At 65.3% G+C, this 23,749-nt stretch carries 24 protein-coding genes; 8 read left to right on the top strand and 16 right to left on the bottom strand.

Going from position 1 to position 23,749, the window contains the following annotated elements; translation table 11 throughout:
• Positions 1 to 81 precede the first annotated feature (81 nt).
• The 15 genes from urtD to cbiE form a co-directional block, all read right to left on the bottom strand.
• Positions 82 to 939: an urea ABC transporter ATP-binding protein UrtD gene (gene urtD / locus ACIPZG_RS17275; RefSeq protein ID WP_008099609.1), complete on the bottom strand. Its 858-nt coding sequence runs from the start codon at positions 937 to 939 to the stop codon at positions 82 to 84.
• Positions 936 to 2,015, bottom strand: a complete 1,080-nt coding sequence (gene urtC / locus ACIPZG_RS17280) for an urea ABC transporter permease subunit UrtC (protein ID WP_400715623.1) — start codon at positions 2,013 to 2,015, stop codon at positions 936 to 938. The genes urtD and urtC overlap by 4 nt, the downstream gene beginning before the upstream one ends.
• Complete coding sequence (gene urtB / locus ACIPZG_RS17285; protein WP_400715624.1) at positions 2,015 to 3,535, bottom strand: urea ABC transporter permease subunit UrtB; 1,521 nt, start codon at positions 3,533 to 3,535, stop codon at positions 2,015 to 2,017. Before urtB ends, urtC begins: the two co-directional genes overlap by 1 nt.
• A gap of 107 nt (positions 3,536 to 3,642) precedes the next feature.
• A complete protein-coding gene (gene urtA, locus ACIPZG_RS17290; protein ID WP_400715626.1) occupies positions 3,643 to 4,905 on the bottom strand; it encodes an urea ABC transporter substrate-binding protein in 1,263 nt (420 codons plus the stop codon).
• A gap of 187 nt (positions 4,906 to 5,092) precedes the next feature.
• Positions 5,093 to 6,493: a D-serine/D-alanine/glycine transporter gene (gene cycA, locus ACIPZG_RS17295; protein ID WP_400715628.1), complete on the bottom strand. Its 1,401-nt coding sequence runs from the start codon at positions 6,491 to 6,493 to the stop codon at positions 5,093 to 5,095.
• Between the two features lie 215 nt (positions 6,494 to 6,708).
• On the bottom strand, positions 6,709 to 8,076 hold the full coding sequence (locus ACIPZG_RS17300) for a PepSY-associated TM helix domain-containing protein (RefSeq protein ID WP_400715630.1): 1,368 nt from the start codon (positions 8,074 to 8,076) through the stop codon (positions 6,709 to 6,711).
• 58 nt (positions 8,077 to 8,134) lie between these two features.
• Entirely contained in the window at positions 8,135 to 10,201 is a 2,067-nt protein-coding gene (locus tag ACIPZG_RS17305; protein ID WP_400715632.1) for a TonB-dependent copper receptor, read from the bottom strand.
• Between the two features lie 65 nt (positions 10,202 to 10,266).
• A complete protein-coding gene (locus tag ACIPZG_RS17310; protein ID WP_008093031.1) occupies positions 10,267 to 10,698 on the bottom strand; it encodes a DUF2946 domain-containing protein in 432 nt (143 codons plus the stop codon).
• 25 nt (positions 10,699 to 10,723) lie between these two features.
• The gene (locus ACIPZG_RS17315; protein ID WP_008093033.1) at positions 10,724 to 11,209 is read right to left on the bottom strand and encodes a copper chaperone PCu(A)C; all 486 of its coding nucleotides are present in this window, start codon (positions 11,207 to 11,209) and stop codon (positions 10,724 to 10,726) included.
• 48 nt (positions 11,210 to 11,257) lie between these two features.
• Positions 11,258 to 11,647 (bottom strand): DUF2946 domain-containing protein, encoded by a 390-nt coding sequence (locus tag ACIPZG_RS17320; RefSeq protein WP_400715634.1) that lies wholly within the window; start codon positions 11,645 to 11,647, stop codon positions 11,258 to 11,260.
• Positions 11,648 to 11,843: 196 nt separating this feature from the next.
• Positions 11,844 to 12,698 carry an SPFH domain-containing protein gene (locus ACIPZG_RS17325; protein WP_400715636.1) on the bottom strand — a complete coding sequence of 285 codons (855 nt, stop codon included), beginning with the start codon at positions 12,696 to 12,698 and terminating at the stop codon, positions 11,844 to 11,846.
• A gap of 27 nt (positions 12,699 to 12,725) precedes the next feature.
• Positions 12,726 to 13,163 (bottom strand): NfeD family protein, encoded by a 438-nt coding sequence (locus tag ACIPZG_RS17330; protein WP_400715638.1) that lies wholly within the window; start codon positions 13,161 to 13,163, stop codon positions 12,726 to 12,728.
• Positions 13,164 to 13,387: 224 nt separating this feature from the next.
• Positions 13,388 to 14,110 (bottom strand): cobalt-precorrin-6A reductase, encoded by a 723-nt coding sequence (locus tag ACIPZG_RS17335; RefSeq protein WP_400715640.1) that lies wholly within the window; start codon positions 14,108 to 14,110, stop codon positions 13,388 to 13,390.
• Positions 14,107 to 15,201 carry a cobalt-precorrin-5B (C(1))-methyltransferase gene (locus ACIPZG_RS17340; protein WP_400715642.1) on the bottom strand — a complete coding sequence of 365 codons (1,095 nt, stop codon included), beginning with the start codon at positions 15,199 to 15,201 and terminating at the stop codon, positions 14,107 to 14,109. The genes ACIPZG_RS17335 and ACIPZG_RS17340 overlap by 4 nt, the downstream gene beginning before the upstream one ends.
• The gene (gene cbiE / locus ACIPZG_RS17345) at positions 15,194 to 16,405 is read right to left on the bottom strand and encodes a precorrin-6y C5,15-methyltransferase (decarboxylating) subunit CbiE (protein WP_400715734.1); all 1,212 of its coding nucleotides are present in this window, start codon (positions 16,403 to 16,405) and stop codon (positions 15,194 to 15,196) included. The genes ACIPZG_RS17340 and cbiE overlap by 8 nt, the downstream gene beginning before the upstream one ends.
• Before the next feature lie 101 nt (positions 16,406 to 16,506).
• On the opposite strand from cbiE, the gene cobG reads away from it, so the two are divergent.
• From cobG to ACIPZG_RS17385, 8 genes are all read left to right on the top strand, one after another.
• Positions 16,507 to 17,838 (top strand): precorrin-3B synthase, encoded by a 1,332-nt coding sequence (cobG, locus tag ACIPZG_RS17350; protein ID WP_400715644.1) that lies wholly within the window; start codon positions 16,507 to 16,509, stop codon positions 17,836 to 17,838.
• Positions 17,831 to 18,457 (top strand): precorrin-8X methylmutase, encoded by a 627-nt coding sequence (locus ACIPZG_RS17355; RefSeq protein WP_400715646.1) that lies wholly within the window; start codon positions 17,831 to 17,833, stop codon positions 18,455 to 18,457. Before cobG ends, ACIPZG_RS17355 begins: the two co-directional genes overlap by 8 nt.
• Positions 18,454 to 19,188 carry a precorrin-2 C(20)-methyltransferase gene (locus ACIPZG_RS17360; RefSeq protein WP_400715648.1) on the top strand — a complete coding sequence of 245 codons (735 nt, stop codon included), beginning with the start codon at positions 18,454 to 18,456 and terminating at the stop codon, positions 19,186 to 19,188. Before ACIPZG_RS17355 ends, ACIPZG_RS17360 begins: the two co-directional genes overlap by 4 nt.
• A 2-nt stretch (positions 19,189 to 19,190) precedes the next feature.
• Positions 19,191 to 20,882: a precorrin-3B C(17)-methyltransferase gene (cobJ, locus tag ACIPZG_RS17365; RefSeq protein ID WP_400715650.1), complete on the top strand. Its 1,692-nt coding sequence runs from the start codon at positions 19,191 to 19,193 to the stop codon at positions 20,880 to 20,882.
• 102 nt (positions 20,883 to 20,984) lie between these two features.
• On the top strand, positions 20,985 to 21,674 hold the full coding sequence (locus ACIPZG_RS17370; RefSeq protein ID WP_400715652.1) for a hypothetical protein: 690 nt from the start codon (positions 20,985 to 20,987) through the stop codon (positions 21,672 to 21,674).
• A 65-nt stretch (positions 21,675 to 21,739) separates the two neighbouring features.
• Complete coding sequence (locus ACIPZG_RS17375) at positions 21,740 to 22,423, top strand: hypothetical protein (RefSeq protein ID WP_400715654.1); 684 nt, start codon at positions 21,740 to 21,742, stop codon at positions 22,421 to 22,423.
• Complete coding sequence (locus ACIPZG_RS17380) at positions 22,410 to 22,577, top strand: hypothetical protein (RefSeq protein ID WP_400715656.1); 168 nt, start codon at positions 22,410 to 22,412, stop codon at positions 22,575 to 22,577. The genes ACIPZG_RS17375 and ACIPZG_RS17380 overlap by 14 nt, the downstream gene beginning before the upstream one ends.
• Before the next feature lie 127 nt (positions 22,578 to 22,704).
• Positions 22,705 to 23,070 carry a hypothetical protein gene (locus tag ACIPZG_RS17385; RefSeq protein WP_400715658.1) on the top strand — a complete coding sequence of 122 codons (366 nt, stop codon included), beginning with the start codon at positions 22,705 to 22,707 and terminating at the stop codon, positions 23,068 to 23,070.
• Between the two features lie 12 nt (positions 23,071 to 23,082).
• Here the strand turns inward: ACIPZG_RS17385 and ACIPZG_RS17390 are convergent, their stop codons facing one another.
• The gene (locus ACIPZG_RS17390; RefSeq protein WP_400715660.1) at positions 23,083 to 23,679 is read right to left on the bottom strand and encodes a MarC family protein; all 597 of its coding nucleotides are present in this window, start codon (positions 23,677 to 23,679) and stop codon (positions 23,083 to 23,085) included.
• Between the last annotated feature and the right edge of the window lie 70 nt (positions 23,680 to 23,749).

The following is a 23,749-nucleotide window of genomic DNA, read 5'->3' on the forward strand; positions in this document are numbered from 1 at the left end:
GGCTCCCACAATGTCCGCGGCGTTGCAAAAACCCTGTGGGAGCCGGCTTGCCGGCGATGAGGCCAGAGCAGGCAACGAAGATCATCGGCCCAGATAGACCTCGACCACCCGCTCATCCGCCTGCACCTGCTCCAGCGACCCCTCCGCCAGCACACTGCCCTGGTGCAGCACGGTCACATGGTCGGCGATACTGCCGACGAACCCCATGTCATGCTCCACCACCATCAGCGAGTGCTTGCCGGCCAGCCCTTTGAACAGCTCGGCGGTGAACTCGGTCTCGGCATCGGTCATGCCCGCCACGGGCTCGTCGAGCAACAGCAATTGCGGTTCCTGCACCAGCAGCATGCCGATCTCCAGGAACTGCTTCTGCCCGTGGGACAGCAGGCCGGCCTGGCGTTGGGCCAGGGGCAGCAGGCGCAACGTGGTCAGCACCTGCTCGATGCGCGCGCGTTGCTCGCCGTTCAAGCGCGCGGCCAGGCTGGCCCACACCGACTTGTCGGTCTTCAGGGCCAGTTCAAGGTTCTCGAATACCGTCAGCGCTTCGAACACCGTGGGCTTCTGGAACTTGCGACCGATGCCGGCCTGGGCGATCTGGAATTCGCTCATGCGGGTCAGGTCGAGGGTGTCGCCAAAATACGCGCTGCCCGTGTCGGGACGGGTCTTGCCGGTGATCACGTCCATCATCGTGGTCTTGCCGGCGCCGTTCGGGCCGATGATGCAGCGCAGTTCGCCGACGCCGATGTACAGGTTCAGCGCGTTGAGCGCCTTGAAACCATCGAAGCTGACGCTGATGCCTTCGAGGCTCAGTACCGTGCCATGGCGCGTGTCCAGGCCTGCCGCGCGGCGGCTGCCCAGGCCAATGGCATCGCGGCCGGCGCCCAGGTGATCGAAGACCGGTTCGAGCATGAATTCGGGGTGCACGGGGGGAACGCCTCTCATGGCTGGCTCCTTTTCTTGAGCAGGCCGACCACGCCTTTGGGCAGGTACAGGGTGACGAGGATGAACAGCGCGCCGAGGAAGAACAGCCAGAATTCCGGGAAGGCCACCGTGAACCAGCTCTTCATGCCGTTGACCAGGCCGGCGCCGAGCAGCGGGCCGATCAGCGTGCCGCGACCGCCCAGGGCCACCCACACGGCGGCTTCGATGGAGTTGGTCGGCGACATCTCGCTGGGGTTGATGATGCCCACCTGCGGCACATACAGCGCACCGGCCAGGCCGCACAGCACGGCGCTGAGCACCCACACCAGCAGTTTGAAACCACGCGGATCGTAGCCGCAGAACATCAGGCGGTTCTCGGCATCGCGCACGGCGGTCAGCAGGCGGCCGAACTTGCTCATGGTCAGGCGCCAGCACAGGTACAGGCTGGCCAGCAGCAAGCCTACCGTGAGCAGGAACAGCACCGCCCGTGTGCCCTGGGCGGCAATGTCGAAGCCGAGGATAGTGCGGAAACTGGTGAAGCCGTTGTTGCCGCCAAAGCCCGTTTCATTGCGAAAGAACAAGAGCATGCCGGCGAAGGTCAGGGCCTGGGTCATGATCGAAAAATACACGCCCTTGATCCGCGATCGGAAGGCGAAGAAGCCGAACACCAGCGCCAGCAAACCCGGCGCCAGCACCACCAGGCACAGTGCCCAGGCAAAGTGCTGGGTACCGGCCCAGTACCAGGGCAGCTCGCTCCACGACAGGAAGGTCATGAACCCTGGCAACCCATCGCCGGCCGCCTGGCGCATCAGGTACATGCCCATGGCGTAGCCACCGAGGGCGAAGAACAGGCCATGGCCAAGCGACAACAGCCCGGCATACCCCCAGACCAGGTCCAGGGCCAGGGCGACGATGGCGTAGCAGAGGATCTTGCCGACCAGCGTCAGGGTGTAGGCCGACACCTGCAACGCATGGCCTGCCGGCAATAGCGACAGCAGCGCCAGGGCCAGCAACAGCAGGGCGGCGACAGCGGCGATGGCCAGCGTCACGCGTGGGCCGGCTTTTTGTGAAGCGGTGACAAGCAGTGGCTGGTTCATCAGTCGATTACCCGTCCCTTGAGGGCGAACAGGCCTTGCGGGCGCTTCTGGATGAACAGAATGATCAACGCAAGGATGAGGATCTTGCCAAGCACGGCGCCGATCTGCGGCTCCAGCAGCTTGTTGGCGATGCCAAGGCCGAAGGCCGCCCAGAGGCTGCCGGCCAGTTGCCCGACGCCGCCAAGCACCACCACCAGGAACGAATCGATGATGTAGCTCTGGCCCAGGTCCGGGCCGACGTTGCCGACCTGGCTCAGGGCCACGCCGCCTAGCCCGGCGATACCCGAGCCGAGGCCAAAGGCGAGCATGTCGACGCGCCCGGTGGGCACGCCACAGCAGGCCGCCATGTTGCGGTTCTGGGTGACCGCGCGCACGTTCAGGCCCAGCCGCGTGCGGTTGAGCAGCAGCCAGGTGAGCAGCACCACGGCCAGGGCGAAGCCGATGATCACCAGGCGGTTGTACGGCAGCACCAGGTTGGGCAGCAGCTGGATACCGCCGGACAGCCAGGCCGGGTTGCTCACCTCGACGTTCTGCGCGCCGAACAGCAGGCGGATGGCCTGGATCAGGATCAGGCTGATGCCCCAGGTCGCCAGCAGGGTTTCCAGCGGACGGCCATAGAGGTGGCGGATCACCGTGCGCTCCAGCGCCATGCCGACCCCGGCGCTGACGGCGAAGGCCACCGGCAGGGCGATCAGTGGGTAGAACTCGATGGCGCCCGGCGCGTAGCGCTGTAGCAGGACCTGGACCATGTAGGTGCTGTAGGCACCGAGCATGAGCATCTCGCCATGGGCCATGTTGATCACCCCGAGCAGGCCGAAGGTGATGGCCAGGCCCAGTGCAGCCAATAGCAGGATCGACCCCAGGGACAAGCCGCTGAAGGCCTGTCCGAGCAGCTCGCCGAACAGCAGTTTGCGCTTGACCTGGGCCAGGCTGGTTTCGGCGGCGGTGCGTACTGCAGCGTCGGTTTCTGCGCTGGGTTGCAGCAGGGCTTCCAGGCGGGTGCGGGCCAGCGGGTCGCCGGTTTCGCCGAGCAGGCGCACGGCGGCCAGGCGTACCGAGGGTTCGCTGGCGCCCAGCTGCAGGTTGGCCAGGGCCAGGCCGAGGGCGGCATGCACGGCGGTGTCCGGCTCGCTGGCGAAACGGCGGTCGAGGAAGGCCATCTGCGCGGGCTGCGCGCTTTTTTGCAGGTGCTGGGCGGCGGCAAGGCGCAGGTCGCGGTTGTCACCGAGCAATTGATGGCTGGCCAGGGCATTGTCGATCAGGCCGCGCAGGCGGTTGTTCAGGCGTAGCTTGCGGGTGTCGCCTTCGGCGATGCGGCCCTGGCGCAGGTTGTCCAGCAGAGGCAGGCGTGCAGGGTCGGGTTGGGCCGCCCAGCTTTCGAGCAGGCGGGCCTGCTCGGCGGGCTTGGCGGTGAGGAAGAATTCGCCTTCGCTGGCTTGGGTTGCCAGGGGCAATAGCAAGAGGAGGGTGAGCAGGAATCTGAGCATGCGGGCAATCCTGGAGATCGGCGGTGGATTCATCGCCGGCAAGCCGGCTCCCACAGGATCCCCCACCGCCCTCAAGGCCTGTGGAGATCCTGTAGGAGCTGGCTTGCCAGCGATTGGGCTGCGCAGCAGCCCCAGTGCACTCAGTTACCTTTCACCGCGTAATCGGGCCGCTTGTCATTGCCCGGAATGAACGGGCTCCAAGGCTGCGCCCGCAGCGGCTGCTCGGTCTCCCATACCACGCTGAACTGCCCGTCATCCTGGATCTCGCCGATCATCACCGGCTTGTGCAGGTGGTGGTTGGTCTTGTCCATGGTCAGGGTAAAGCCGGACGGTGCCTTGAAACTCTGCCCGGCCAGCGCCTCGCGGACCTTGTCGACCTCGGTGGACTTGGCTTTTTCCGCCGCCTGCGCCCACATGTGGATGCCCACATAGGTGGCCTCCATCGGGTCGTTGGTCACCGCCTTGTCGGCGCCTGGCAGGCCCTTGGCCTTGTATGCCTTCCAGTCGGCGACGAACTTCTGGTTGACCGGGTTATCCACCGATTCGAAGTAGTTCCACGCCGCCAGGTGGCCCACCAGCGGCTTGGTGTCGATGCCGCGCAGCTCCTCTTCACCCACCGAGAACGCCACCACCGGTACGTCGGTGGCCTTCAGGCCCTGGTTGGCCAGCTCCTTGTAGAACGGCACGTTGGAGTCGCCGTTGACGGTGGAGATCACCGCGGTCTTGCCACCGGCGGAGAACTTCTTGATGTTGGCGACGATGGTCTGGTAATCGGCATGGCCGAACGGCGTGTAGACCTCTTCGATGTCCTTGTCGGCCACGCCCTTGCTGTGCAGGAAGGCGCGCAGGATCTTGTTGGTGGTGCGCGGGTAGACGTAGTCGGTGCCGAGCAGGAAGAAGCGCTTGGCGCTGCCGCCGTCCTCGCTCATCAGGTATTCCACCGCCGGGATCGCCTGCTGGTTGGGCGCGGCGCCGGTGTAGAAGACGTTCGGCGACATCTCTTCACCTTCGTACTGCACCGGGTAGAACAGCAGGCCGTTGAGCTCTTCGAACACCGGCAGCACGGACTTGCGCGACACCGAGGTCCAGCAGCCGAACACCACCGCGACCTTGTCCTGGGTCAGCAGCTGGCGGCTCTTCTCGGCGAACAGCGGCCAGTTGGACGCTGGGTCGACCACCACCGGCTCCAGCAGCTTGCCGTTCACGCCGCCCTTGGCGTTGATCTCGTCGATGGTCATCAGCGCCATGTCCTTGAGCGAAGTCTCGGAGATCGCCATGGTCCCGGACAGCGAATGCAGGATGCCGACCTTGATGGTTTCGGCGGCCTGGATGCTCCAGCTCAGGCCCATCGCCGCGATCGATGCGCTGAGGGTAAAGGCCTTGATCAGACTGCGACGCTTCATGTGCTCTCTCCGCTGAGTTTTTTAGGGTGTTGGCCAGCGGGGAGGGGCGTTGCAAGGGGTGTGCCGAGTGGCGAAAGGGGCGCAGTAGAGGGGTTGTGCGAGGTGTTGGGGCGTGAAGTGGATCCAGCTTGGTGCCTGGTAGATCTGTGTGCACAGCATTGGGGCTGCAAAGCAGCCCCTTGCAGAATCAACCGTTACGCACAGCCGTGCGCGGATGCCGCTTGCTGCGCACAAACTGATAAGTCACCGCCAGCAGCACGAACCAGATCGGCGTCACCAGCAGCGCCGCACGGGTGTCGTCTTCAAGGCTCAGCAACACCAGAATGAAGGCGAAGAACACCAGGCACACGTAGCACATGAATCGCCCGCCCGGCATCTTGTACTTCGACGCCTGATGCAGCGCCGCACGGTGTTTGCGGTACTTCAGGTACGACAGCAGGATCAGCGTCCAGACGAACATGAACAGCACCGCCGACACCGTGGTGACCAGGGTGAACGCTTCGACCACGTTGGGCACCAGGTAGATCAATACCGCGCCGAGCAACAGGCAGGCGCAGGAGAAGTACAGACCGTTGGCCGGCACGCTGCGTGACGAGAGTTTCTCGAATGCCTTGGGCGCATCGCCTTCCTGCGACAGGCCGAAAAGCATGCGGCTGGTGGAAAACACCCCGCTGTTGGCCGACGAGGCTGCCGAGGTGAGGACCACGAAGTTGATGATGCTCGCCGCTGCCGGCAGGCCGGCCAACACGAACAGCTCGACGAACGGGCTCTTGCCCGGTACCACGTCGCGCCACGGGGTCACGGCCATGATCGCGATCAGCGCCAGCACATAGAACACGATGATCCGCACCGGGATCGAGTTGATTGCCCGTGGCAGGGTGCGCTCGGGGTTCTTCGCCTCGGCGGCGGTGGTGCCGACCAGCTCGATGCCGACGAAGGCGAACACGGCAATCTGGAAGCCGGCGAAGAAGCCCATCAGGCCATTGGGGAACATGCCGCCGTCATTCCACAGGTTGGCCAACTGCGCGGTGTGCCCGCTCGGCGAATCGAAGCCGGTGATGACCATGTACAGGCCGGTGGCGACCAGGCCGAGGATGGCGACGATCTTGATCAGGGCGAACCAGAACTCCAGTTCACCGAACATCTTCACGGTGACCAGGTTCAGCGACAGCAGCAGCCCTACGCAGGTCAGCGCCGGTATCCACTGCGGCAGGTCGGGGTACCAGAACTGCGTGTAGGCGGCGATCGCCACCACGTCGGCAATGCCGGTGACCACCCAGCAGAACCAGTAGGTCCAGCCGGTGAAGTAACCGGCCCAGGGGCCCAGCAGGTCGGCGGAGAAGTCGATGAACGACTTGTAGTTGAGGTTCGACAGCAGCAGTTCGCCCATGGCGCGCATGACGAAGAACAGCATGAAGCCGATGATCATGTAGACGAAGATGATCGACGGCCCCGCCAGGCTGATGGTCTTGCCCGAGCCCATGAACAGGCCGGTGCCGATGGCGCCACCGATGGCGATCAGCTGGATGTGGCGGTTGGTCAGGTTGCGCTGCAGGTGCTGGTCTTCAGCGGGAGGGGTCGGGGTCATTGGCTGCATTCCATTGAGGGTCAGTCTTTTTCTGAAAGCCGAGTAGGCTAACACGAGCGTCCCAAATCGGGGCGCGACAGATCGACACGACCATCAGGGTGCAGGGGACCGCTTTGCGGCCCTTTCGCGACACAAGGCCGCTCCTACAGTAGTACGCGGTCGTCTGTAGGAGCGGCCTTGTGTCGCGAAAGGGCTGCAAAGCAGCCCCAAGGCCCTCAAGCGCTAACCAGCACCCGGCGCCGCCGCACCACCAGACTATCCACCACCCACATCACCACCATCGACACCCCCACCAGCGGGAACATCACCCCGAGCACCAGCATCACCCCCACCGCCGTCTTCCAGCGCGGCAGGTCATGACGCAGCGGCGGCACGCCCAGGCCACCTTCCGGCCGGCGCTTCCACCACATCACCAGCCCGCTCACCGAGCCCAGCAGGATCATCAGGCACACCAGCAGGATGATGATCTGGTTCAGCGCGCCGAACATCTTGCCTTCGTGCAGCATCACGCCCAGCTCGGTCGCCTGGGCGACCGGGCTGTAGTCTTGCCAGCGCACGTCGGTCAGCACCTTGCCGGTGTACTGGTCGACATGCAGGGTGGCGTCGTTGCGTGGGTCGTCGGCGAACACGGCGATGGTGAACACGCCGTCGGCAGTGGTTGGCAGGGTGATGCTGTAACCCGTCTCGACCTGGCGCTCAGTGGCCACGTCCTCCACCTGCTGCAGGGTCACCTGTGGCGCTGCCGGCATGTCCGACATCGTGTGATGCCCGGCATGTTCGGCATGCGCGCCGGATTGCGGCATGGGCGTGTTTTCCAGCGCCCACGGCACGGTCTGGCGGTGGGCCTTGTTCAGCTCACCTGCCTGCTGATCGGACTTGGGCACGTCATTCCACATGGCCGCCGGGAAGCGGTTCCACAAGTCGGCGTACTGCTTGCCCCACAGCCCGGTCCAGGTCATGCCGCTGATCAGCATCAGCAACAGCAGGGCCGAGCCCCAGAAACCGGTGACGGCATGCAGGTCGCGCCAGAACACTCGACCTTTCGCCCCGATGCGAGGCCATAGCACGCCAGCGCCGTTGCGCCCCCGCGGCCACCACAGGTAGAGGCCGGACACCACCAGCACGATGCCCCAGCCGGCCGCCAGCTCCACCAAACGGTCGCCGACCGTGCCGACCATCACCTCGCCGTGCAGGGCGCGGGCGATGGCCTGCAGGTTCTGCTTGGCGTCCTGCTCGCCGAGGATCTTGCCGCTGTACGGGTCGACGAACACATTCAGCTCGCGCCCACCGTCATGCACCACGAACTGCGCGCTGCGCTCGGCATCGATCGGCGGCAGGTACTGGCCCACGTGGCCCTTGGGGTACGCCTGGCGGACTTCGGCCAGCATCAGGTCCGCGCCCTGTCGATGATGCCCGGCTTCGACCACCATCAGGTCGCGGTACAGCAGCGGGTCGAGTTGCGGCTTGAACAGATAGATGATCCCGGTGATCGCCAGCAGGATCATGAAAGGGGCCACGAACAGCCCGGCATAGAAATGCCAGCGCCAGGCCAGGTTGTAGAAGGAAACGCGTGTTCCGCTCATGGGAACCTCCTGTTTGACCAGCTGAGGGGCGCGACCGTGACCGCGCCCATTGTTGTTGTCAGAAGCTCAAATCGACCTTGGTCCAGAAGGTCCTGCCTGGCTCGTTCACCGGCTGTGGATCAGTGGCCGGGTAGCCGAACCCGGCATTCCCGGCCAGGTTCAGGTGCTCGGCGTAGGTTTTGTCGAACAGGTTGTCGACCCCTGCGCTGAGCTTGAGGTTGTGGTTCACCTTGTAGGTGCCATTGAGCGAGAACACGCCGAAGCCGGCGCTCTTGTCGTAGTCCTTGCCGACCACGTTGCCCTGGTTCTCGGCAATGCGGTTTTGCGCCGCGACCAGCCGCCACAGTGCCCCGGCACTCCAGGTGTCGCGGCTGTAGGTCAGGCCCAGGCGGCTTTCCAAGGGTGGCATCTGTGGTAGCGCTTTGCCATCACTGCTGTTCTTGCCCCAAGCGTAGGCGAGCGTCGCATCGGTCTTCCAGTTTTCCGTCAGCTTGTAGGCGGCACCCAGCTCGCCGCCCATGATGCGGGCATCGATGTTCTGCGCCTGGGAGGTGCTCATGCCCATCATGCCGGTGTGGTAGTCGAACAGGATGTAGTCGCGGATCTGCCCGACGTAACCCGAGGCCCAGGCTTCCAGGCGCTCGTCGCGGTACTGGATGCCGAAGTCGAGCTGGGTGGTCTTCTCGGGCTTGATGCTGTCGAAGGCGTTGGTCGAGCCGGCTGGCCCCTGGTCCGGGGAGAACAGCTCCCAGTAGTCGGGGAAACGCTGGGCATGGCCCAGGCCGATGTAGGTGGTGGCTGGCAGCGCCGCCAGGTCGTGCTCGTAGCGCACGAAGCCACTGGGCAGGGTGTCGGCACGGGTGTCGCCGTTGGTGGCGCTGTCATCACGGAAATCCCTGGCCGAGGCGCGATCCAGGCGAGCGCCGGTGATCAAGCGGTCCTGGCCGGTGGCATACCAGGTGAGTTCGCCGAACGCACCGTAGTTGTGGAAGTCGGCGTCCTTTTCCCAGGGCTCGTTCTTGTAGGCGTCGACGCCCATGGCGCTGCGTGCGCGGTGCTCGTTGGTCTGCGCATCGATGCCGCTGATCAGCTGCACGTCGGCCCAGCGCCAGGTGGCCTTGATGCGTGCGCCCAGCGTGCGGCGGTCGACGGCGGAGGCCATTGGCCCGGCCATCATGCCGGTGCCCGATGGGGTACGCAGGGTGTAGTTGTCCATCACGTGGTCGGCGTAGTTGTAGTAGACCTGCGCCTCGACCTTGTCGAGCACCTCGCCCAGGTTGGACTTCTCGAAGCGCAGGCCCAGGCTTTCGCGCTTGAACTGTGCACCGTCCATGCCGCGCCCGGCGTAGCGCGCTTCGCCGTCACCCTTGCCGGCGGTGAGCTCCAGCAGGGTGTCCTGGTCGGGGGTCCAGCCCAGGGCCACATCGCCATTCCATTTGTCCCAGCGCGAGGGCACGGTGTCGCCGCTGCCATCCTGGTAATCGTCCGAGTGCGACTGGTTGCCGACAAAGCGGGCATAGCCCTGGCTGTTGCCGGCGGCGGCATCGAGCAGCTTGTCGAAGCGGCCATTGGAGCCTGCCAGCAGGCTGGCGTTGACCCGGCTGCCGAGGGGGCCGAACGTTTCCGGTTCACGTTCGAAGAGGACGGTCCCGGCCGAGCCACCGGGGCCCCAGAGCACGCTTTGCGGGCCTTTGATCACGGTGAGGCGGTCGTACGTCTCCGGCGAAATGTAGGACGTCGGCGCATCCATGCGGTTGGGGCAGGCACCGAGCATCACGCCGCCGTTGGTGAGGATGTTCAGGCGCGAGCCGAACATGCCGCGCAGCACCGGGTCGCCGTTGGTGCCGCCAGCGCGAATCGCCGAGAAGCCGGGGATGGTCTTGAGGTAGTCGGCGCCATCGCTGGCCGGCACGGGCTGGCGCGGGTCTTTCGGGTTGGTGACCACGGTCAGCGGCGAGCTGGGCGCAAGGGCGGTGATCACCGTCGGGCTCAGCTCGGCCTGGTCGTGCTCATGGCCTTCGTGGCCAGAGTCGGCGGCCAGGGCCATGGGCGCGAGCAGCGAGCCGCACAGGGCGGCGAGTGTGCCTTTGAATGCATAGGCAAAAGCAGGGGTACAGCCGGACATAAGATTTCCGTCGATCAGTCATGAGTGAGCGCGAAGCCTCCTGGCTCCGTGCAGCAATAGGGGTTTCAGACGCTGATCGAAGGCGGCGGCGCGCGGCTGCGCGCACCGGGGAACACGGCCTGCCGGGCATGGCCCTGGTGAGTGGGCGCGGGATTGAGGGTGGCGGGGGTAACACTGGCCGCGCTGAGCGGGCTGAGGGTTTGCGGTAAGGCGGGGCAGTTGAACAACAGGCTGCAGTAGCCGCACTTTTCCCACATCACATGCAGCTGGCCATCGTCTCCATGGCCAGAGTGCGCGTCGCCGCCATGCTGATGGCTGGCAGGCATCGCCATGTCCATCGGCATGCTCATGCCGGCGTGGTGGTCCATCGGCATCGACTGGGAAACCAGCGGGCCGATGAAGATCATCCACATGGCGAACAGGCTCAGCCAGCCGCCACCGACGCGCCTGCGATCAGGGCGGGTGGTACGGCTGAGGCGGTTGCGCGGCAGGCTCATGGTGCGAGTGCCTGTCAGCTAGCGGTCAGTGCGCGTGTTCGTGACCTTGGGGCTGGTCCGCCGGCGGCTGCTTCTGCACGGCGACATCGACCGTGATGTCACCGGCCTTCTCGAAGTGCAGGGTCAGCGGGAAGCGCTTGCCGTCGCTGAGCAGGCTGCGGTCCTTGGGCTGCATGAGCATCACGTGGTAGGCGCTGGGGGCGAAGATCACCTCCTTGCCGGCCGGCACCACCACGCTGGGCACCTGCTGCATCTTCATGGTGCCGCTGGCGGTCATGCTGTGTTCGTGCAGTTGTGCGTCAGCGGTGATCGGGCTGTCGACGCTAAGCAGGCGATCATCGACCTTGCCGTTGTTGTGCACGATGAAATACGCGGCGACGTTGGGCGCATTGGGTGGCAGTTGCAGCGACCAGGGGTGCGCGATGTGCAGGTCGCCCACGGTGTATTCATGGGCATTGGCGAAGGCGCCGGGCAGCAGCAAGGCGGCCACTACGAGAGCTTGCTTGAGCATTGGGTGAGTCTCCATTCTGTTCGGGTTCAGGCAGACAGCGTGATGAACTCAGACCAGGGGAGAGGCACGGGGGTTGAGCGCGGGCCATAGCTGGCGCGGCGTCGCTTGGTAGTGGGGGAGCGCTGGCGCATGGCCGACCAACAGCGTGGGTGGGTTGTGCAGCTGTGGTGGGTAGCCTGGCAGGGCCAGCAGCGGCGCGGCGCCGGAGCAGCACCAGCAGTGCTGCATGTTGGAATGGTCGTCGCTTTGCGTGCCGAGGTCGATCTTGGCCAAGGCTTGTACGTCGACCTTGGCCTTGCCGGCCAGGCTGGAACAGAAAGCCCCCCACAGCAGCTGTTCGGCCGGGCCCTTGGGCGCGGCAGTGGACAGCGGCATGGCCAGCAGGTTGAACAGCACTGCGAAGCAGGCTATCCAGGCGATGTGCCGACGTGGGGGCATGGAGAGATCCGGTCAGGAATCGTGGCGGGTATTGTAAGGCGGAGTATAGGTAAAAATGCGGGGTGCGGTGAAGTGACGCAGGTAGGTGGTGTTATCGGGGGCTGCTGTGCAGCCCAATCGCCGGCAAGCCGGCTCCTACATGGACGGTGGTGAACCTGTGGGAGCCGGCTTGCCGGCGATTGGGCCTCAACCTATATCAAGCCTTGCTACGCCCCATCAGCCCACGCACCGTCTCCTGCAGATCCGCCGGCAACACCACCACCTTGGCATTGCTGCTACCGGCCAGATTCTCCATGGCACCCACATAGCGCTCACCCAGCAGGTACATGGCTGGCACCGTCTCGTTGCCCACCGCCTCCTTGACCAGCGAAATCGCCTGTGCCGAGGCTTCGGCCAGGTTGATCTGCGCCTCGGCGTCCAGCTTGGCCGACTGCAGGCGCGCCTCGGCTTCGAGGATCGCTGCTTGCTTGGCGCCTTCGGCGCGGGTCACGTCGGCTTTACGCTCCCGCTCGGCGGCCGCCTGGCGCTCCATGGCCAGTTGCATGTTCTCGGATGGCTTGATGTCCTGGATCTCCACCGAGCGTACGGTCACGCCCCAGTCTTCGGTCTGCTCGGACATCGCCTCACGCAGGCGCGCCTTGATCTGCTCGCGGCTGGACAGCGCTTCGTCCAGGTCCATGGCGCCGACGATGGCGCGCAGCGAGGTCATGGTCAGGCTGGTGACGGCGAACGAGAAGTTCTGCACGCCGTAGGAAGCCTTCTGCGGGTCGACCACCTTGGCGAAGCACAGGGCATTGGCGACGATCACCGCGTTGTCGCGGGTGATGATTTCCTGCTCTTGTACATCGAGGATGATGTCCTTGGTCGGCAGGCGGTACGCGACCACGTCCATGTACGGAATGACGATGTTCAGGCCGGGCTTGAGGGTGCTGTGGTAGCGGCCCAGGCGCTCGACGATCCATTCCTCGCCCTGGGGCACGATACGCACCCCCTTGAACACGGTGATCAGGACGAACAGGGCGAGGACAGCTACGACGATGAGGCTGGTCATGATGCTTACTTCCTTTTAATGGCGCAATCAGGCCCGAATGACCCGGGCGGTATTGCCTTCGATGGCGACGAGCCGCACACGCTCGCCGGAGGGGATGTCGCTGGCGGCGACGCAGACCCATTCCTCGTTGCCGAGGATCGGCTTCTGGAAACGCACACGGCCCTTCTCGAACGGCGAAACGCTGTTGACCAGCAGCCCGACCTCACCGATCACGCTGTCGGCGGTCCAGCGCACGTCCGGCTGTCTGCGCTTGAGCAGCTTGAACCAGAGCAACGTGGTGCCCGAGGAGAACAGCACCCACAGCAGCACCTGCATGTCCAGGTGCAGGCTGGGGGCGGCCAGTGCGATAAGCGAGACCAGCACGGCACCGATGCCGAACCAGATGATGAAGAACGTGGGCAGGATCAGTTCGAGCAGGATCAGGCCGATGCCGAAGACCAGCCAGATCCACCATTGCATTTCCATATGGGTGACGCCTACCAGAGGAGGGGGCTCGAGTTTAGGTAGGCGGGAAAGGAAGGCTATTCAGACAGATTGGAGTTAGTTGTAGGAATGGTCTGGATTTCGGCGGGTGCCAAAGGCGGACAACCATGGCCTGACAGACCCTGGCACGTTGCAACGAATGTAGGAGCGGATTTATCCGCGATGCGCCGCGCGGGCGGCGCTCGATCTCGAGGGCGCTAAAAGCCTCACGGCTTGCTGAGAGCCGCCATCAATTCTTCCGAAGACAGATACTCACGATCTACGCCAGGAAGAACCGGGCGCTTCAAGATCAGCACCGGAACGCCAAGCGCCCTTGCCACCTCAAGCTTCGGCTCAGTCGCCACGCTGCCGCTGTTCTTGCTGACCAGCACATCGATCTGCCGGCGAGCGAACAATGCCTGCTCATCTTCGCGCTGAAATGGCCCTCGCGCCCCGATCACCTCGCAGCGGTCATTCCCAGGGCAGGCCTGCAACGCCCGCAACGTCCAGAACTGCCCCGGCGGAATCTCGTCAAGGTGTTGCAGCGGCTCGCGCCCCAAGGTGAACAGTGGCCGCCGAAACGGCTTGAGCGCGTCGATGAGCCCCGCCCAGTCTTCCACCTCGCGCCATTCGTCACCAGGCTGGGCCTGCCAGGCCGGGCGGCGCAAGGCCCAGCACGGGATACCGACAGCTCGGGCGGCAGTGGCGGCATTGCGGCTGATTTGCGCGGCGTAGGGGTGGGTGGCGTCGATCAGCAGCGTGATGCCTGCTTCACGCAGGTAGCGGGCCAGGCCTTCGGCCCCGCCATAACCACCGACCCGCACCTGGCAGGCCAGGTCCTGCGGCACGCGGCCGATGCCGGCCAGGCTGTAGACATGCTCGGGCCCAAGCTGGCGGGCGATGGCCAAGGCCTCGGTGACGCCACCGAGCAGCAGGATGCGCCGGCTCATTGCACACCGGCCTTGCCGACGATGCCGCCCTGGCGGTCGATGGCGAATACTTCCACCTGCACCTGCGCCGGCACCACGCTGCGGGCGAAGGCGAGCGCATGGGCGCAGACCGCATCGCCCAGGGCGACACCGGCCGCGTGGGCCAGGGCCAGGGCTTGCTGGCTGGTGTTGGCGGCAATGATCGCCGCCTGCAGCTCGGCATCGGCGCCCACGTCCGCTGCCCAGTCGGCCAGTTGCGGCAGGTCGATGCTCGAATGGCGGCTGTGCAGGTCCATGTGCCCGGCGGCCAGCTTGCTGATCTTGCCGAAGCCGCCGCACAGGGTCAGGCGCGGCACCGGCACCTTGCGCACGTGCTTGAGCACCGCACCGACGAAGTCGCCCATCTCGATCAGGGCGATTTCCGGCAGGCCGTAGACCCGCCGCATGGTGTCTTCGCTGGCATTGCCGGTGCAGGCGGCGATATGGGTGTAGCCATTGGTGTGGGCCACGTCGATGCCTTGGTGGATCGAGGCGATGTAGGCCGAGCACGAGAAGGGCCGCACGATACCGCTGGTGCCCAGAATCGACAGGCCGCCGAGAATGCCCAGGCGCGGGTTCATGGTCTTCAGCGCGAGTTGCTCGCCGTCTTGCACATTCACCGTGACCTCGAAGCCGCCCGGGTAGGCGCAGTCATCGGCCAGTTGCTGCAGGTGTTCGCTGATCATGCGCCGGGGCACCGGGTTGATCGCGGGTTCACCCACGGCGAGCACCAGGCCAGGCCGGGTGACCGTGCCGACACCCAGGCCTGCGACGAACCGCACACCGGGTTCAGCCTGCAGGCGCACCTGGCTGTAGAGCAGTGCGCCATGGGTGACATCCGGGTCGTCGCCGGCATCCTTGAGCGTGCCGGCTTCGGCGCGCTCGTCGTCGCGGCGGCAGAACTCCAGGCGCATCTGCACCACCTTGCCCTTGGGCAGGGTGATGCTCACGGCGTCATTGACCTGGCCAGTGAGCAGCAGGCGCGCTGCGGCCAGGCTGGTGGCGGTGGCGCAGCTGCCGGTGGTCAGGCCGCTGCGCAGCGGGGCTGGTTGTTCACAGGTTTCTTCACGCATCGAGCGGCTTCACCACGTCGAGCAAGGTGATCGGCAGGGCCTGGCGCCAGGTATCGAAGGCGCCCAGGGGCTGGGCCTGGGCAACATGGATGCGGGTCAGTTCGCCGCCATGCTGCTCACGGAAATGCGCCAGTGCCAGTTCGCTTTGCAGGGTCACCGCATTGGCCACCAGGCGACCGCCGGGGCGCAAGCGTTCCCAGCACAGCGGCAGCACCCCTTCGCGGGTGACGCCGCCGCCGATGAAGATCGCATCCGGGCGCTCCAGCTCGGCCAGGGCCTCAGGCGCCTTGCCGCGAACCAGTTGCAGACCGGGAACGCCCAGAGCGTCGCGGTTGTGCTCGATGAAACCCTGGCGGCCTTCGTCGGCTTCGATCGCCAGGGCACGGCACGCAGGGTGGGCGCGCATCCATTCGATGCCGATCGAGCCGCAACCGGCGCCGACGTCCCACAGCAGCTCACCCGGTTGAGGGGCCAGGCGGGCGAGGGTAATGGCGCGCACGTCGCGCTTGGTCAGTTGGCCGTCGTGACGGAAGGCGCTGTCCGACAGGCCGGGCACGCGTGCCAGGCGTGGCGCATCTGGCGTGGCCTGGCACTCGATGGCGACCAGGTTGAGCGCGGCCACTGGCGGGCAGGGCCAATCGTCGGCGCTCCCCGACAGCTGGCGCTCGTCCGGGCCACCCAGGTGTTCGAGTACATGCAGGCGGCTCGGCCCGAAGCCGCGCTCGCGCAGCTGCGCGGCGATAGCGGCGGGGCTGTCGCCATCATTGCTCAGCACCAGCAGGCGCATGCCGCTGTGCAGGTGGGCGTTGAGCGCTGCCAGTGGCCGCGCGACCACCGACACCACCTGCACCTCCTGCAACGGCCAACCCAGGCGGGCAGCGGCCAGGGCGCAGGAGGAGGGCATCGACAGCACGTGCATTTCAGTGGCTGGCACGTGCCGCGCCAAACTGGCACCGACGCCGTAGAACATCGGGTCGCCACTGGCCAGTACGCACACGGGTTCTCCGCGCAGCGCCAGCACCGGGGCCACGGAGAATGGGCTGGGCCAGTCTTGCCGTGCGCCGCTGATGCAGCGCGGCAGCAAGGCCAGCTGACGCGGGCTGCCGATGATCCGCGAGGCGCTCAGCAAGGCGCGTCGGGCCTGCTTGCCCAAGCCACTGAAACCGTCTTCGCCAATGCCTATTACTGTCAGCCAGGGTGCCATCTGATCCAATCCGCCCATCATGCTCGACCACCGGCTTTTCATGCCGCCGGACAAAGCAGGCATAATACCGCGCCTTCTACACTCAAGCGCATTTTCAGCGATTGCCGGACACCCCTTTGAAGCAGGCCCATGCCCCCACCGTTTCGCCCCGTCCCTCGGCCTGTCCGGGGTTGTGGCGCATCGTCAGTGCCCGTGACGGCGGCATCTGCAGGATCAAGCTGCCCGGTGGCCTGCTGCTGGCCGACCAGGCCGATGCCGTGGCAGACGCCGCCGAGCGTTATGCCTCGGGCGTGATCGAAGCGACCAACCGCGCCAACCTGCAGGTACGCGGTATCGGCAACGATCATACAGGGTTGATAGACACCTTGCTGGCGGCCGGCCTCGGGCCGCGTGACGCTGCCAGCGACGATGTGCGCAACCTGATGCTCAGTCCCTTGGCTGGGCACGACCCGGCAATGCGGCTGGATGTGCGGCCACTGGCCGAGCAGATTCTCGACTTGCTGCAAGGCACGCCACGCTTTCACCAACTGTCGGCCAAGTTTGCCGTGCAAGTGGACGGCGGCGAAGGGCTGGCAATGCTCGAACACCCCCACGACCTGTGGCTTTGCGCGCTTCACCTGGAGCAGCGCAGTTGGCTGGCGTTCGGCCTGGCCGGTTGCCCGGCCGACGGCCAGGTGCTGGGCGCGGTGCCGCTGGAGCAGGGGCCGGCGCTGGTGCGTGCGGTGCTCGGGCGCTTCCTCGACCTGGCCAGCCCGGAGCAGTCACGCATGCGCCAGCTGCTGGCAAGCTGCACAGTTGAAACCTTCGTCGCGGGACTTGAAGTGCCGCTGCGTCGCGATGCGGCCGTGCTGCAGTGGCGCCGCAAAGTCGCAGACAGACCGTGGCTCGGCGTCGTGCCTCAGCAGCACGGCACAGCCCTGGGCGTTGCACCGCCGCTGGGCAGGCTTACGCCCGACATGTTGCGCGGCGCCGCGCACATCACCCGGCAGTGGGGTGACGGTAGCCTGCGCTTGACCCCTTGGCAGAGCCTGATGCTGACCAACATCGACCCCGCCGGCATCGAGCAGGCCCAGCGAGCGCTGTCGGCCCTGGGTCTGCTCTGCCACAGGCATGAGCCGTTGGCCCGCATCGTCGCCTGCACCGGCGCCAGCGGCTGCGCCAAGGCGCATGGCGAGACCAAGGCCGATGCGGTAGCGCTTTCAGCCCTGTTGCGTACCGGTGCCCCAGCCAGCGTGCACCTGTCTGGCTGCTCCCGATCCTGTGCCGTGGCCCATGTCGCCCCGGCCACCCTGCTGGCCCGCTCGCCGGGCCGCTACGACCTCTATCTGCGTGACGCGCGCCAACCGGGCTTCGGTGCCCTGCGCGCCACCGACCTCACCTTGAACGAAGCAGGCGCCATGCTCGCCCTGCCGACGGAGCACCTTGATGATTGACTACATCCGCGATGGTCAGGAGATCTATCGCAATTCCTTCCGGATCATCCGCGAGGAAGCCCGGCTCGAGCGGATCCCCGCAGACCTGGAGAAGCTAGCCGTGCGCGTCATCCATGCCTGCGGCATGGTCGAGGCCATCGACGGCCTGCAGTTCTCCGAAGGTGCCGGCCGTGCCGGGCGTGAAGCCCTGGCCAACGGTGCGCCGATCCTCTGCGACGCGCACATGGTCGCCGAAGGCATCACCCGTGCGCGCCTGCCGGCGAACAACCAGGTGATCTGCACGCTGCGCGACCCCAGCGTCCCGGACCTGGCCAAGGACGCCGGCAACACCCGCTCCGCCGTGGCCCTGGAATTGTGGAGGCCGCACCTGGAAGGCAGCGTGGTGGTGATCGGCAACGCGCCGACCGCCCTGTTCTACCTGCTGGAAATGATCGATGCGGGCGCACCGAAACCTGCGCTGATCCTCGGCTTCCCGGTCGGTTTCGTCGGCGCGGCGGAGTCCAAGGCCATGCTCGCCGCCGACAGCCGTGGCGTGCCGTTCGTGATCATGCAAGGCCGCCTGGGCGGCAGCGCGATGGCCGCAGCGGCGGTCAACGCCCTGGCCACGGAGGTGGAATGATGGCGCCGCGCGGACGTCTGCTGGGCCTGGGCGTGGGCCCCGGCGACCCTGAACTGATCACCGTCAAAGCCTTGCGCTTGCTGCGCGATGCACCGGTGGTCGCGTATTTCGTGGCCAAGGGCAAACGCGGCAATGCCTTCGGCATCATCGAGGCGCATCTGCAGGCCGAGCAAACGCTGCTGCCGCTGGTGTACCCGGTGACCACCGAGGCGTTGCCGGCACCGTTGTCCTACGAGCAGGTCATCAGCGATTTCTACGATGAAGCCAGCGTTCAAGTGGCCGAACACCTGGATGCCGGCCGCGACGTGGCGGTGATCTGCGAGGGTGACCCGTTCTTCTACGGCTCCTACATGTACCTGCATGACCGGCTGGCACAGCGCTTTGATGCCGAAGTGGTCCCGGGCGTGTGCTCGATGCTGGGCGGCGCTTCGGTGCTGGGTGCGCCGCTGGTCTACCGCAACCAGAGCCTGTCGGTGCTGTCAGGCGTGCTGCCTGCTGAAGAACTCAAGCGACGACTTGCCGACGCCGACGCGGCGGTGATCATGAAGCTGGGCCGCAACTTCCCCAAAGTGCGTCAGGTGCTCGGTGAGCTGGGGCTGGATGGGCGTGCGCTGTATGTGGAGCGCGCGACCATGGCCAACCAGAAGATCGTCCCGCTGGACCAGGTCGATCCGCAGTCTTCGCCTTACTTCTCGCTGATCATCGTGCCGGGTGAAAAATGGCAGGGATGAACATGCACGAAGCCCCGGCGATCATCCTCCTCGGGCCTGGCAGCCTGACCACGGCGCAACGTATCCAGCAGTGCTATCCAGCGTCCACGATCCATGGCTTGAATGGCCGGGTCGAAGGTGCCGACGCGTATTACGAGGCGTTTGGCGACACCCTGCGCGCCCTGTATCAGCAGGGTAGGCCGATCATTGCGTTGTGCGCGGCAGGCATCGTCATCCGCAGCCTGGCCAGCCTGCTCGGGGAAAAGGGCGAGGAGCCGCCGGTGCTGGCGGTTGCCGAGGACGGCAGCGCCGTGGTGCCTTTGCTGGGCGGCCTCAGTGGCGTCAACGTGATGGCTCGCGAAATCGGCGAGGCACTGGGCGTGGCGGCGGCGATCACCACCAGTGGTGAGCTGCGCTTCGGCACCTGCCTGCTGAACCCGCCCGAGGGGTATGCGCTGGCGGACCTCGACCAGGGCAAGCGGTTTGTCTCCGACCTGCTGGCGGGTGAGGCGGTACGGATAGAAGGTGATGCCCCTTGGTTGCAGCAAGCGCAGTTGCCGGCCAGTGACAGTGCGCAGCGCACGATCCATGTCGGCTGTGATGCACGCCCGACCCGCCGTGACGAGTTGCTGATTCACCGCCGCTCGCTGGTGGTGGCGGTTGCCAACGCTGGGCCCGAACTGCTGGCGCAGGTGCGCACTGCCTTGCGCGATGCAGGCCTGGCCGAGCAGGCGCTGGCCTGCCTGCTGGCGGATGAAGCCTTGATGGCGGAGCCATCGCTGCATGAGGCCGCCGAGGCACTTGGCGTCGGTCTGCGCTTTGCGCCAGTGCCCTGCGGCCTGGCCAGCATGCTGACCGAAAGCCTGCCTGGGGCGACGCTGGTCGAGCAGGCGAGGATCGTCATTGCCGTGGCAGCGTCGCCTGTCGACGTGACGCAGGTCGGTCGCCGCCGCGGTCGCCTGGCGGTGATCGGGCTGGGCCCGGGTGCCGCCGACCTGATGGTGCCCGCGGTCAAGGCAGAGCTTTCGCGCGCTGAAGATGTGCTGGGCTATGAGACCTACGTGCGCATGGCTGGCCCGTTCCGCGATGACCAGGTGCTGCATTGCACTGACAACCGAGAAGAGATGCAGCGCGCTCGCCACGCCTTCGAGCTGGCTGCCCAGGGCCGTTCGGTGGTGGTGGTATCGTCGGGGGACCCAGGCGTGTTCGCCATGGCCGCCGCTGTGCTCGAAGCGCTGCACGCATCCGACGACCCCGCCTGGCACCGTGTCGATCTGGAGATCCTGCCAGGGGTCTCGGCTTCGCTGGCGACCGCTGCCCAGGCGGGTGCACCGCTGGGGCATGACTTCTGCGTGATGTCGCTGTCGGACAACCTGAAGCCCTGGTCGATCATCGAGAAGCGCCTGGACCTGGCGGCCCAAGCCGACCTGGTGCTGGCCTTCTACAACCCGATTTCCAAGTCCAGGCCGCACCAACTCGGGGTTGCGCTGGAGGTGGTGCGTAGGCACCGCGAAGGGAACACGCCAGTAGTCCTTGGCCGTGACATCGGTAGGCCGGGGCAGACGCTGAAGATAGTCACCTTGGCAGAACTGCTGCCGGAAATGGTCGATATGCGCACCATGGTCTTGGTGGGCTCATCGACCACTTGCCGTTTCGATCGGGCGGACGGGCGTGAGTGGGTGTATACCCCGCGCTGGTATTACGCGGAAGGCTGATACGTTCAGGAAGGTTTTCAGGGCGCCCGCGCCTGCGGGCAATGGGTAGGGTGCAGTTCTGCCGGCGATACGCGTCGGCAGTTCTTCCCCGAGGAACTTCCCATGACTGATGAAACCGTCACAGAGAACAGCAACAGCCTGGCCATCATCGAACAGTCGCTGATGGCATTCGGCGCCGGTATGAGCGTGCAAGCCCGTCGGGATGCCAAGCAGAGCTACCGCTATGCATCGCTGCGGGCCTCCAAGCGCTACAACTCTGAGGGACAGACCGAGCAATGGTTCGGCGAATTCCTCAATGCCATGGGCACCTGCCACTGGACCATCGGCAAGCGTGACTTCGCCCGTGAACACACCTCTTCGAAAACGCTGACGATCGAGGCTGTCGCTTTCAAAGTCACCAAGGCCGCCGCCCAGGCCCTGATCGGTGGTCCGATCGCCGATGCGGTGAGCAAACTCGTCGGTGATGCCCTGTCCGGACTCGGCAACATCACCGAGGCCCAGGAAATCTTCAAACGCAACGTCAAAGAAAAACCGTCGGGCACCGTGAGCCTGGGTGCCTGCATTGAAACCTCGACGGGTGAAGTGGTCATGATGATGACCGCGCACAGTGCCTACCCCAGCAGCAATGACCTCGAGACCTTGGTGTTCAGCTGGAAGAGCTCCGGCGACGAGCAGTATGCCGGCTCGGCCTATCTGGTCCATGACACCGACATGTACGACACCATCCGGGACAGGATCAAGCAGGAGCTGCAGAACCATAGCGAACAGGACATGAAAGATCACCCGATCTGACCACCAGGGCGGGGTGGCTGCCGGCCGTCCCGTCTTTCGTTGCACTTGGACAAGGAAGCAGACAATTGGACATGCAGACATACACGCTGTGGCTCCTCGGTACGACGGCCCTGCTAGTCGACGACCGCACATCCGCCGCGCAACGCCAGGACGTTTTCGACAGTGTCCTCTATGCGCAGCTGCAGACCGAAAAACACGCTGACACGCATTTTTCCAACTATCCCGCCTGGAGCGGCTTTTACCGGGACGCATTGGCCAGTCGTGGCTGGGCTGCTGTGTTGCGCAACGGGCAGTACCTGTATGAAGGGCAACTGGCCGACACAACGCCGCTGCAGTGGATCGCAGGTCACCTTCAGGCGAAATACCTTCAGGCTCCGGAGGCGCTGGCGGCTGCAGTGAAGATGCTGGAACAGCAAACTTCGCTGCCATTCGACAACCCCGTCGAGGGCGCAGAGAACCGCTATGCGGTCTATGAACTGGGTTTATTGCACCCTGGGCCTGAATTGCTGCTGTGTGGGCTCGGCATGGAGCTCCGGCCATCCACTGTGCCTCCGCCACCGGCCGAGCCCTCGCGAGCGGCCGAGCTTGGCAATGACTACCTGAGCACGTGGCGGGGCGTACTGGATGACGATACCTACGAGGAAATGCGCGACCGTGTGCGCCGTGAAGTAGCGAGCAAGCTGCTCATCCATGACCTGATCAAAGACCTGGGTGCATTGCCCAAAGGAGATACTCATGGACAAGCCTGAAGCATCGCTGCTGGGCGGTAGCCTGGTCACGTTCCAGCCAGAGGTTACGCTCGAGCAGCGCAAGGCGGTGCGTCTGGCCGTACGCTTCGCTCGCCGTGCCACGTTCGATCTGTTGAAGGAGGAAAAACGCCAGAACGCCTTCCTATGCCACTGAAGAGGCGCGCAACCTCGATCTGTTCGCCTACTGCCGCCGACAACTGCAGTTTCTCGGGGCGGATGGACTGACTCCAGAGCAGGCCCACTGGCCGACGCCCCACCGTGACCAGATCGTCGACAAGGCATTGCAAGCGATCATGGCGGTCGGTGGCGACGCACATGCCAGCAGCATGCGCCTGGCCTTCGAAGGGCTGCGCCGTGATCCGCCGGGGTTACTGCACCTGACGCGTTACAGCAAGGAGCAACAAGGCTTTCAGTTGATTCCTTGCGGAACTGGCGGCACGCACCGAGTGGACATGGTGCTGTACTTCGAGACTGGCGACTTGTCGATGTTCGACTCCACTTTCCTGTTCAGGGGGCGCGAGCATACCTACGCGAGGGCGCAGTTGATTCGCTTCGATTCCCAACTGTTCGCCAGCGAGTACTGTGACAAAGTCATGCTCAGCCTGCAGCGCGGCTCCGATAGAGATATGCGTGAGCTACCTCTCTAGTGGGCCACGCCCTCATGGCAGCATATAACCCTTGATCCCGGTAAAGATGATCTGCGCCGCCAAGGCGCAGACGAACAGCCCCATCAGCCGGCTGACGATCTGCAGGCCCTGATCGCCAAGAAGCCGCTCTATGCCATGCGAGAGGTACAGGACCAGGCCTACGGTGAAACTGGCCAGGGCGATACTGACGATGGCCAGCAGCTTGTCGTCCCAATGCGGTTGCCCCACGCCCATCACCAGCAGTGCACCGATGGTGCCGGGGCCAACCGTGAGCGGGATGGTCAGCGGCACGATGGTCACATCCTGCTGCACGTTATCGGCCTGCACGGCCGGCTTGCCCTGGGCCATGCTCAGGGCCGAGATGAACAGCACGCTGCCGGCGCCAATACGAAAGGCGTCGGCGGTGATGCCAAAGATGCCGAAGATCACCCGCCCGAACAGGTACAGCAACACGCTGGCGACCAGCGCGGCAAAGGCCACCTTCCAGGCCAGTTGCTTGCGCTCCTTGCTGGAGTGGCCACGGGTCAGGCTGATGAAGCACGACAGCACGAAGAACGGGCTGTAGAGCACGAGCATCTTGAGGTAGACACTGAACAACTCATGGAGCATGAGCGAGATTCCTGGCTGGGCCGTCGGGGGGAGGACTTACCCGTGAAACGGTGGATCCAGCCACTATAGT

Source organism: Pseudomonas sp. NPDC089395 (assembly GCF_044749525.1).
Classification (GTDB): Bacteria; Pseudomonadota; Gammaproteobacteria; order Pseudomonadales; family Pseudomonadaceae; genus Aquipseudomonas.

What these genes read in the sequence shown, in the direction of transcription:
- ACIPZG_RS17360 (WP_400715648.1), top strand. Translation starts at nt 18,454, where the DNA reads ATGATGGCGCCGCGCGGACGTCTGCTGGGCCTGGGCGTGGGCCCCGGC.
- ACIPZG_RS17370 (WP_400715652.1), top strand. Translation starts at nt 20,985, where the DNA reads ATGACTGATGAAACCGTCACAGAGAACAGCAACAGCCTGGCCATCATC.
- ACIPZG_RS17335 (WP_400715640.1), bottom strand. Translation starts at nt 14,110, where the DNA reads ATGAGCCGGCGCATCCTGCTGCTCGGTGGCGTCACCGAGGCCTTGGCC.
- urtD (WP_008099609.1), bottom strand. Translation starts at nt 939, where the DNA reads ATGAGAGGCGTTCCCCCCGTGCACCCCGAATTCATGCTCGAACCGGTC.
- urtB (WP_400715624.1), bottom strand. Translation starts at nt 3,535, where the DNA reads ATGAATCCACCGCCGATCTCCAGGATTGCCCGCATGCTCAGATTCCTG.
- ACIPZG_RS17300 (WP_400715630.1), bottom strand. Translation starts at nt 8,076, where the DNA reads ATGAGCGGAACACGCGTTTCCTTCTACAACCTGGCCTGGCGCTGGCAT.
- ACIPZG_RS17330 (WP_400715638.1), bottom strand. Translation starts at nt 13,163, where the DNA reads ATGGAAATGCAATGGTGGATCTGGCTGGTCTTCGGCATCGGCCTGATC.
- ACIPZG_RS17325 (WP_400715636.1), bottom strand. Translation starts at nt 12,698, where the DNA reads ATGACCAGCCTCATCGTCGTAGCTGTCCTCGCCCTGTTCGTCCTGATC.
- ACIPZG_RS17355 (WP_400715646.1), top strand. Translation starts at nt 17,831, where the DNA reads ATGATTGACTACATCCGCGATGGTCAGGAGATCTATCGCAATTCCTTC.
- ACIPZG_RS17310 (WP_008093031.1), bottom strand. Translation starts at nt 10,698, where the DNA reads ATGAGCCTGCCGCGCAACCGCCTCAGCCGTACCACCCGCCCTGATCGC.
- urtA (WP_400715626.1), bottom strand. Translation starts at nt 4,905, where the DNA reads ATGAAGCGTCGCAGTCTGATCAAGGCCTTTACCCTCAGCGCATCGATC.
- cycA (WP_400715628.1), bottom strand. Translation starts at nt 6,493, where the DNA reads ATGACCCCGACCCCTCCCGCTGAAGACCAGCACCTGCAGCGCAACCTG.
- cbiE (WP_400715734.1), bottom strand. Translation starts at nt 16,405, where the DNA reads ATGGCACCCTGGCTGACAGTAATAGGCATTGGCGAAGACGGTTTCAGT.
- urtC (WP_400715623.1), bottom strand. Translation starts at nt 2,015, where the DNA reads ATGAACCAGCCACTGCTTGTCACCGCTTCACAAAAAGCCGGCCCACGC.
- ACIPZG_RS17390 (WP_400715660.1), bottom strand. Translation starts at nt 23,679, where the DNA reads ATGCTCCATGAGTTGTTCAGTGTCTACCTCAAGATGCTCGTGCTCTAC.
- ACIPZG_RS17305 (WP_400715632.1), bottom strand. Translation starts at nt 10,201, where the DNA reads ATGTCCGGCTGTACCCCTGCTTTTGCCTATGCATTCAAAGGCACACTC.
- ACIPZG_RS17320 (WP_400715634.1), bottom strand. Translation starts at nt 11,647, where the DNA reads ATGCCCCCACGTCGGCACATCGCCTGGATAGCCTGCTTCGCAGTGCTG.
- ACIPZG_RS17340 (WP_400715642.1), bottom strand. Translation starts at nt 15,201, where the DNA reads ATGCGTGAAGAAACCTGTGAACAACCAGCCCCGCTGCGCAGCGGCCTG.
- ACIPZG_RS17380 (WP_400715656.1), top strand. Translation starts at nt 22,410, where the DNA reads ATGGACAAGCCTGAAGCATCGCTGCTGGGCGGTAGCCTGGTCACGTTC.
- cobJ (WP_400715650.1), top strand. Translation starts at nt 19,191, where the DNA reads ATGCACGAAGCCCCGGCGATCATCCTCCTCGGGCCTGGCAGCCTGACC.
- ACIPZG_RS17315 (WP_008093033.1), bottom strand. Translation starts at nt 11,209, where the DNA reads ATGCTCAAGCAAGCTCTCGTAGTGGCCGCCTTGCTGCTGCCCGGCGCC.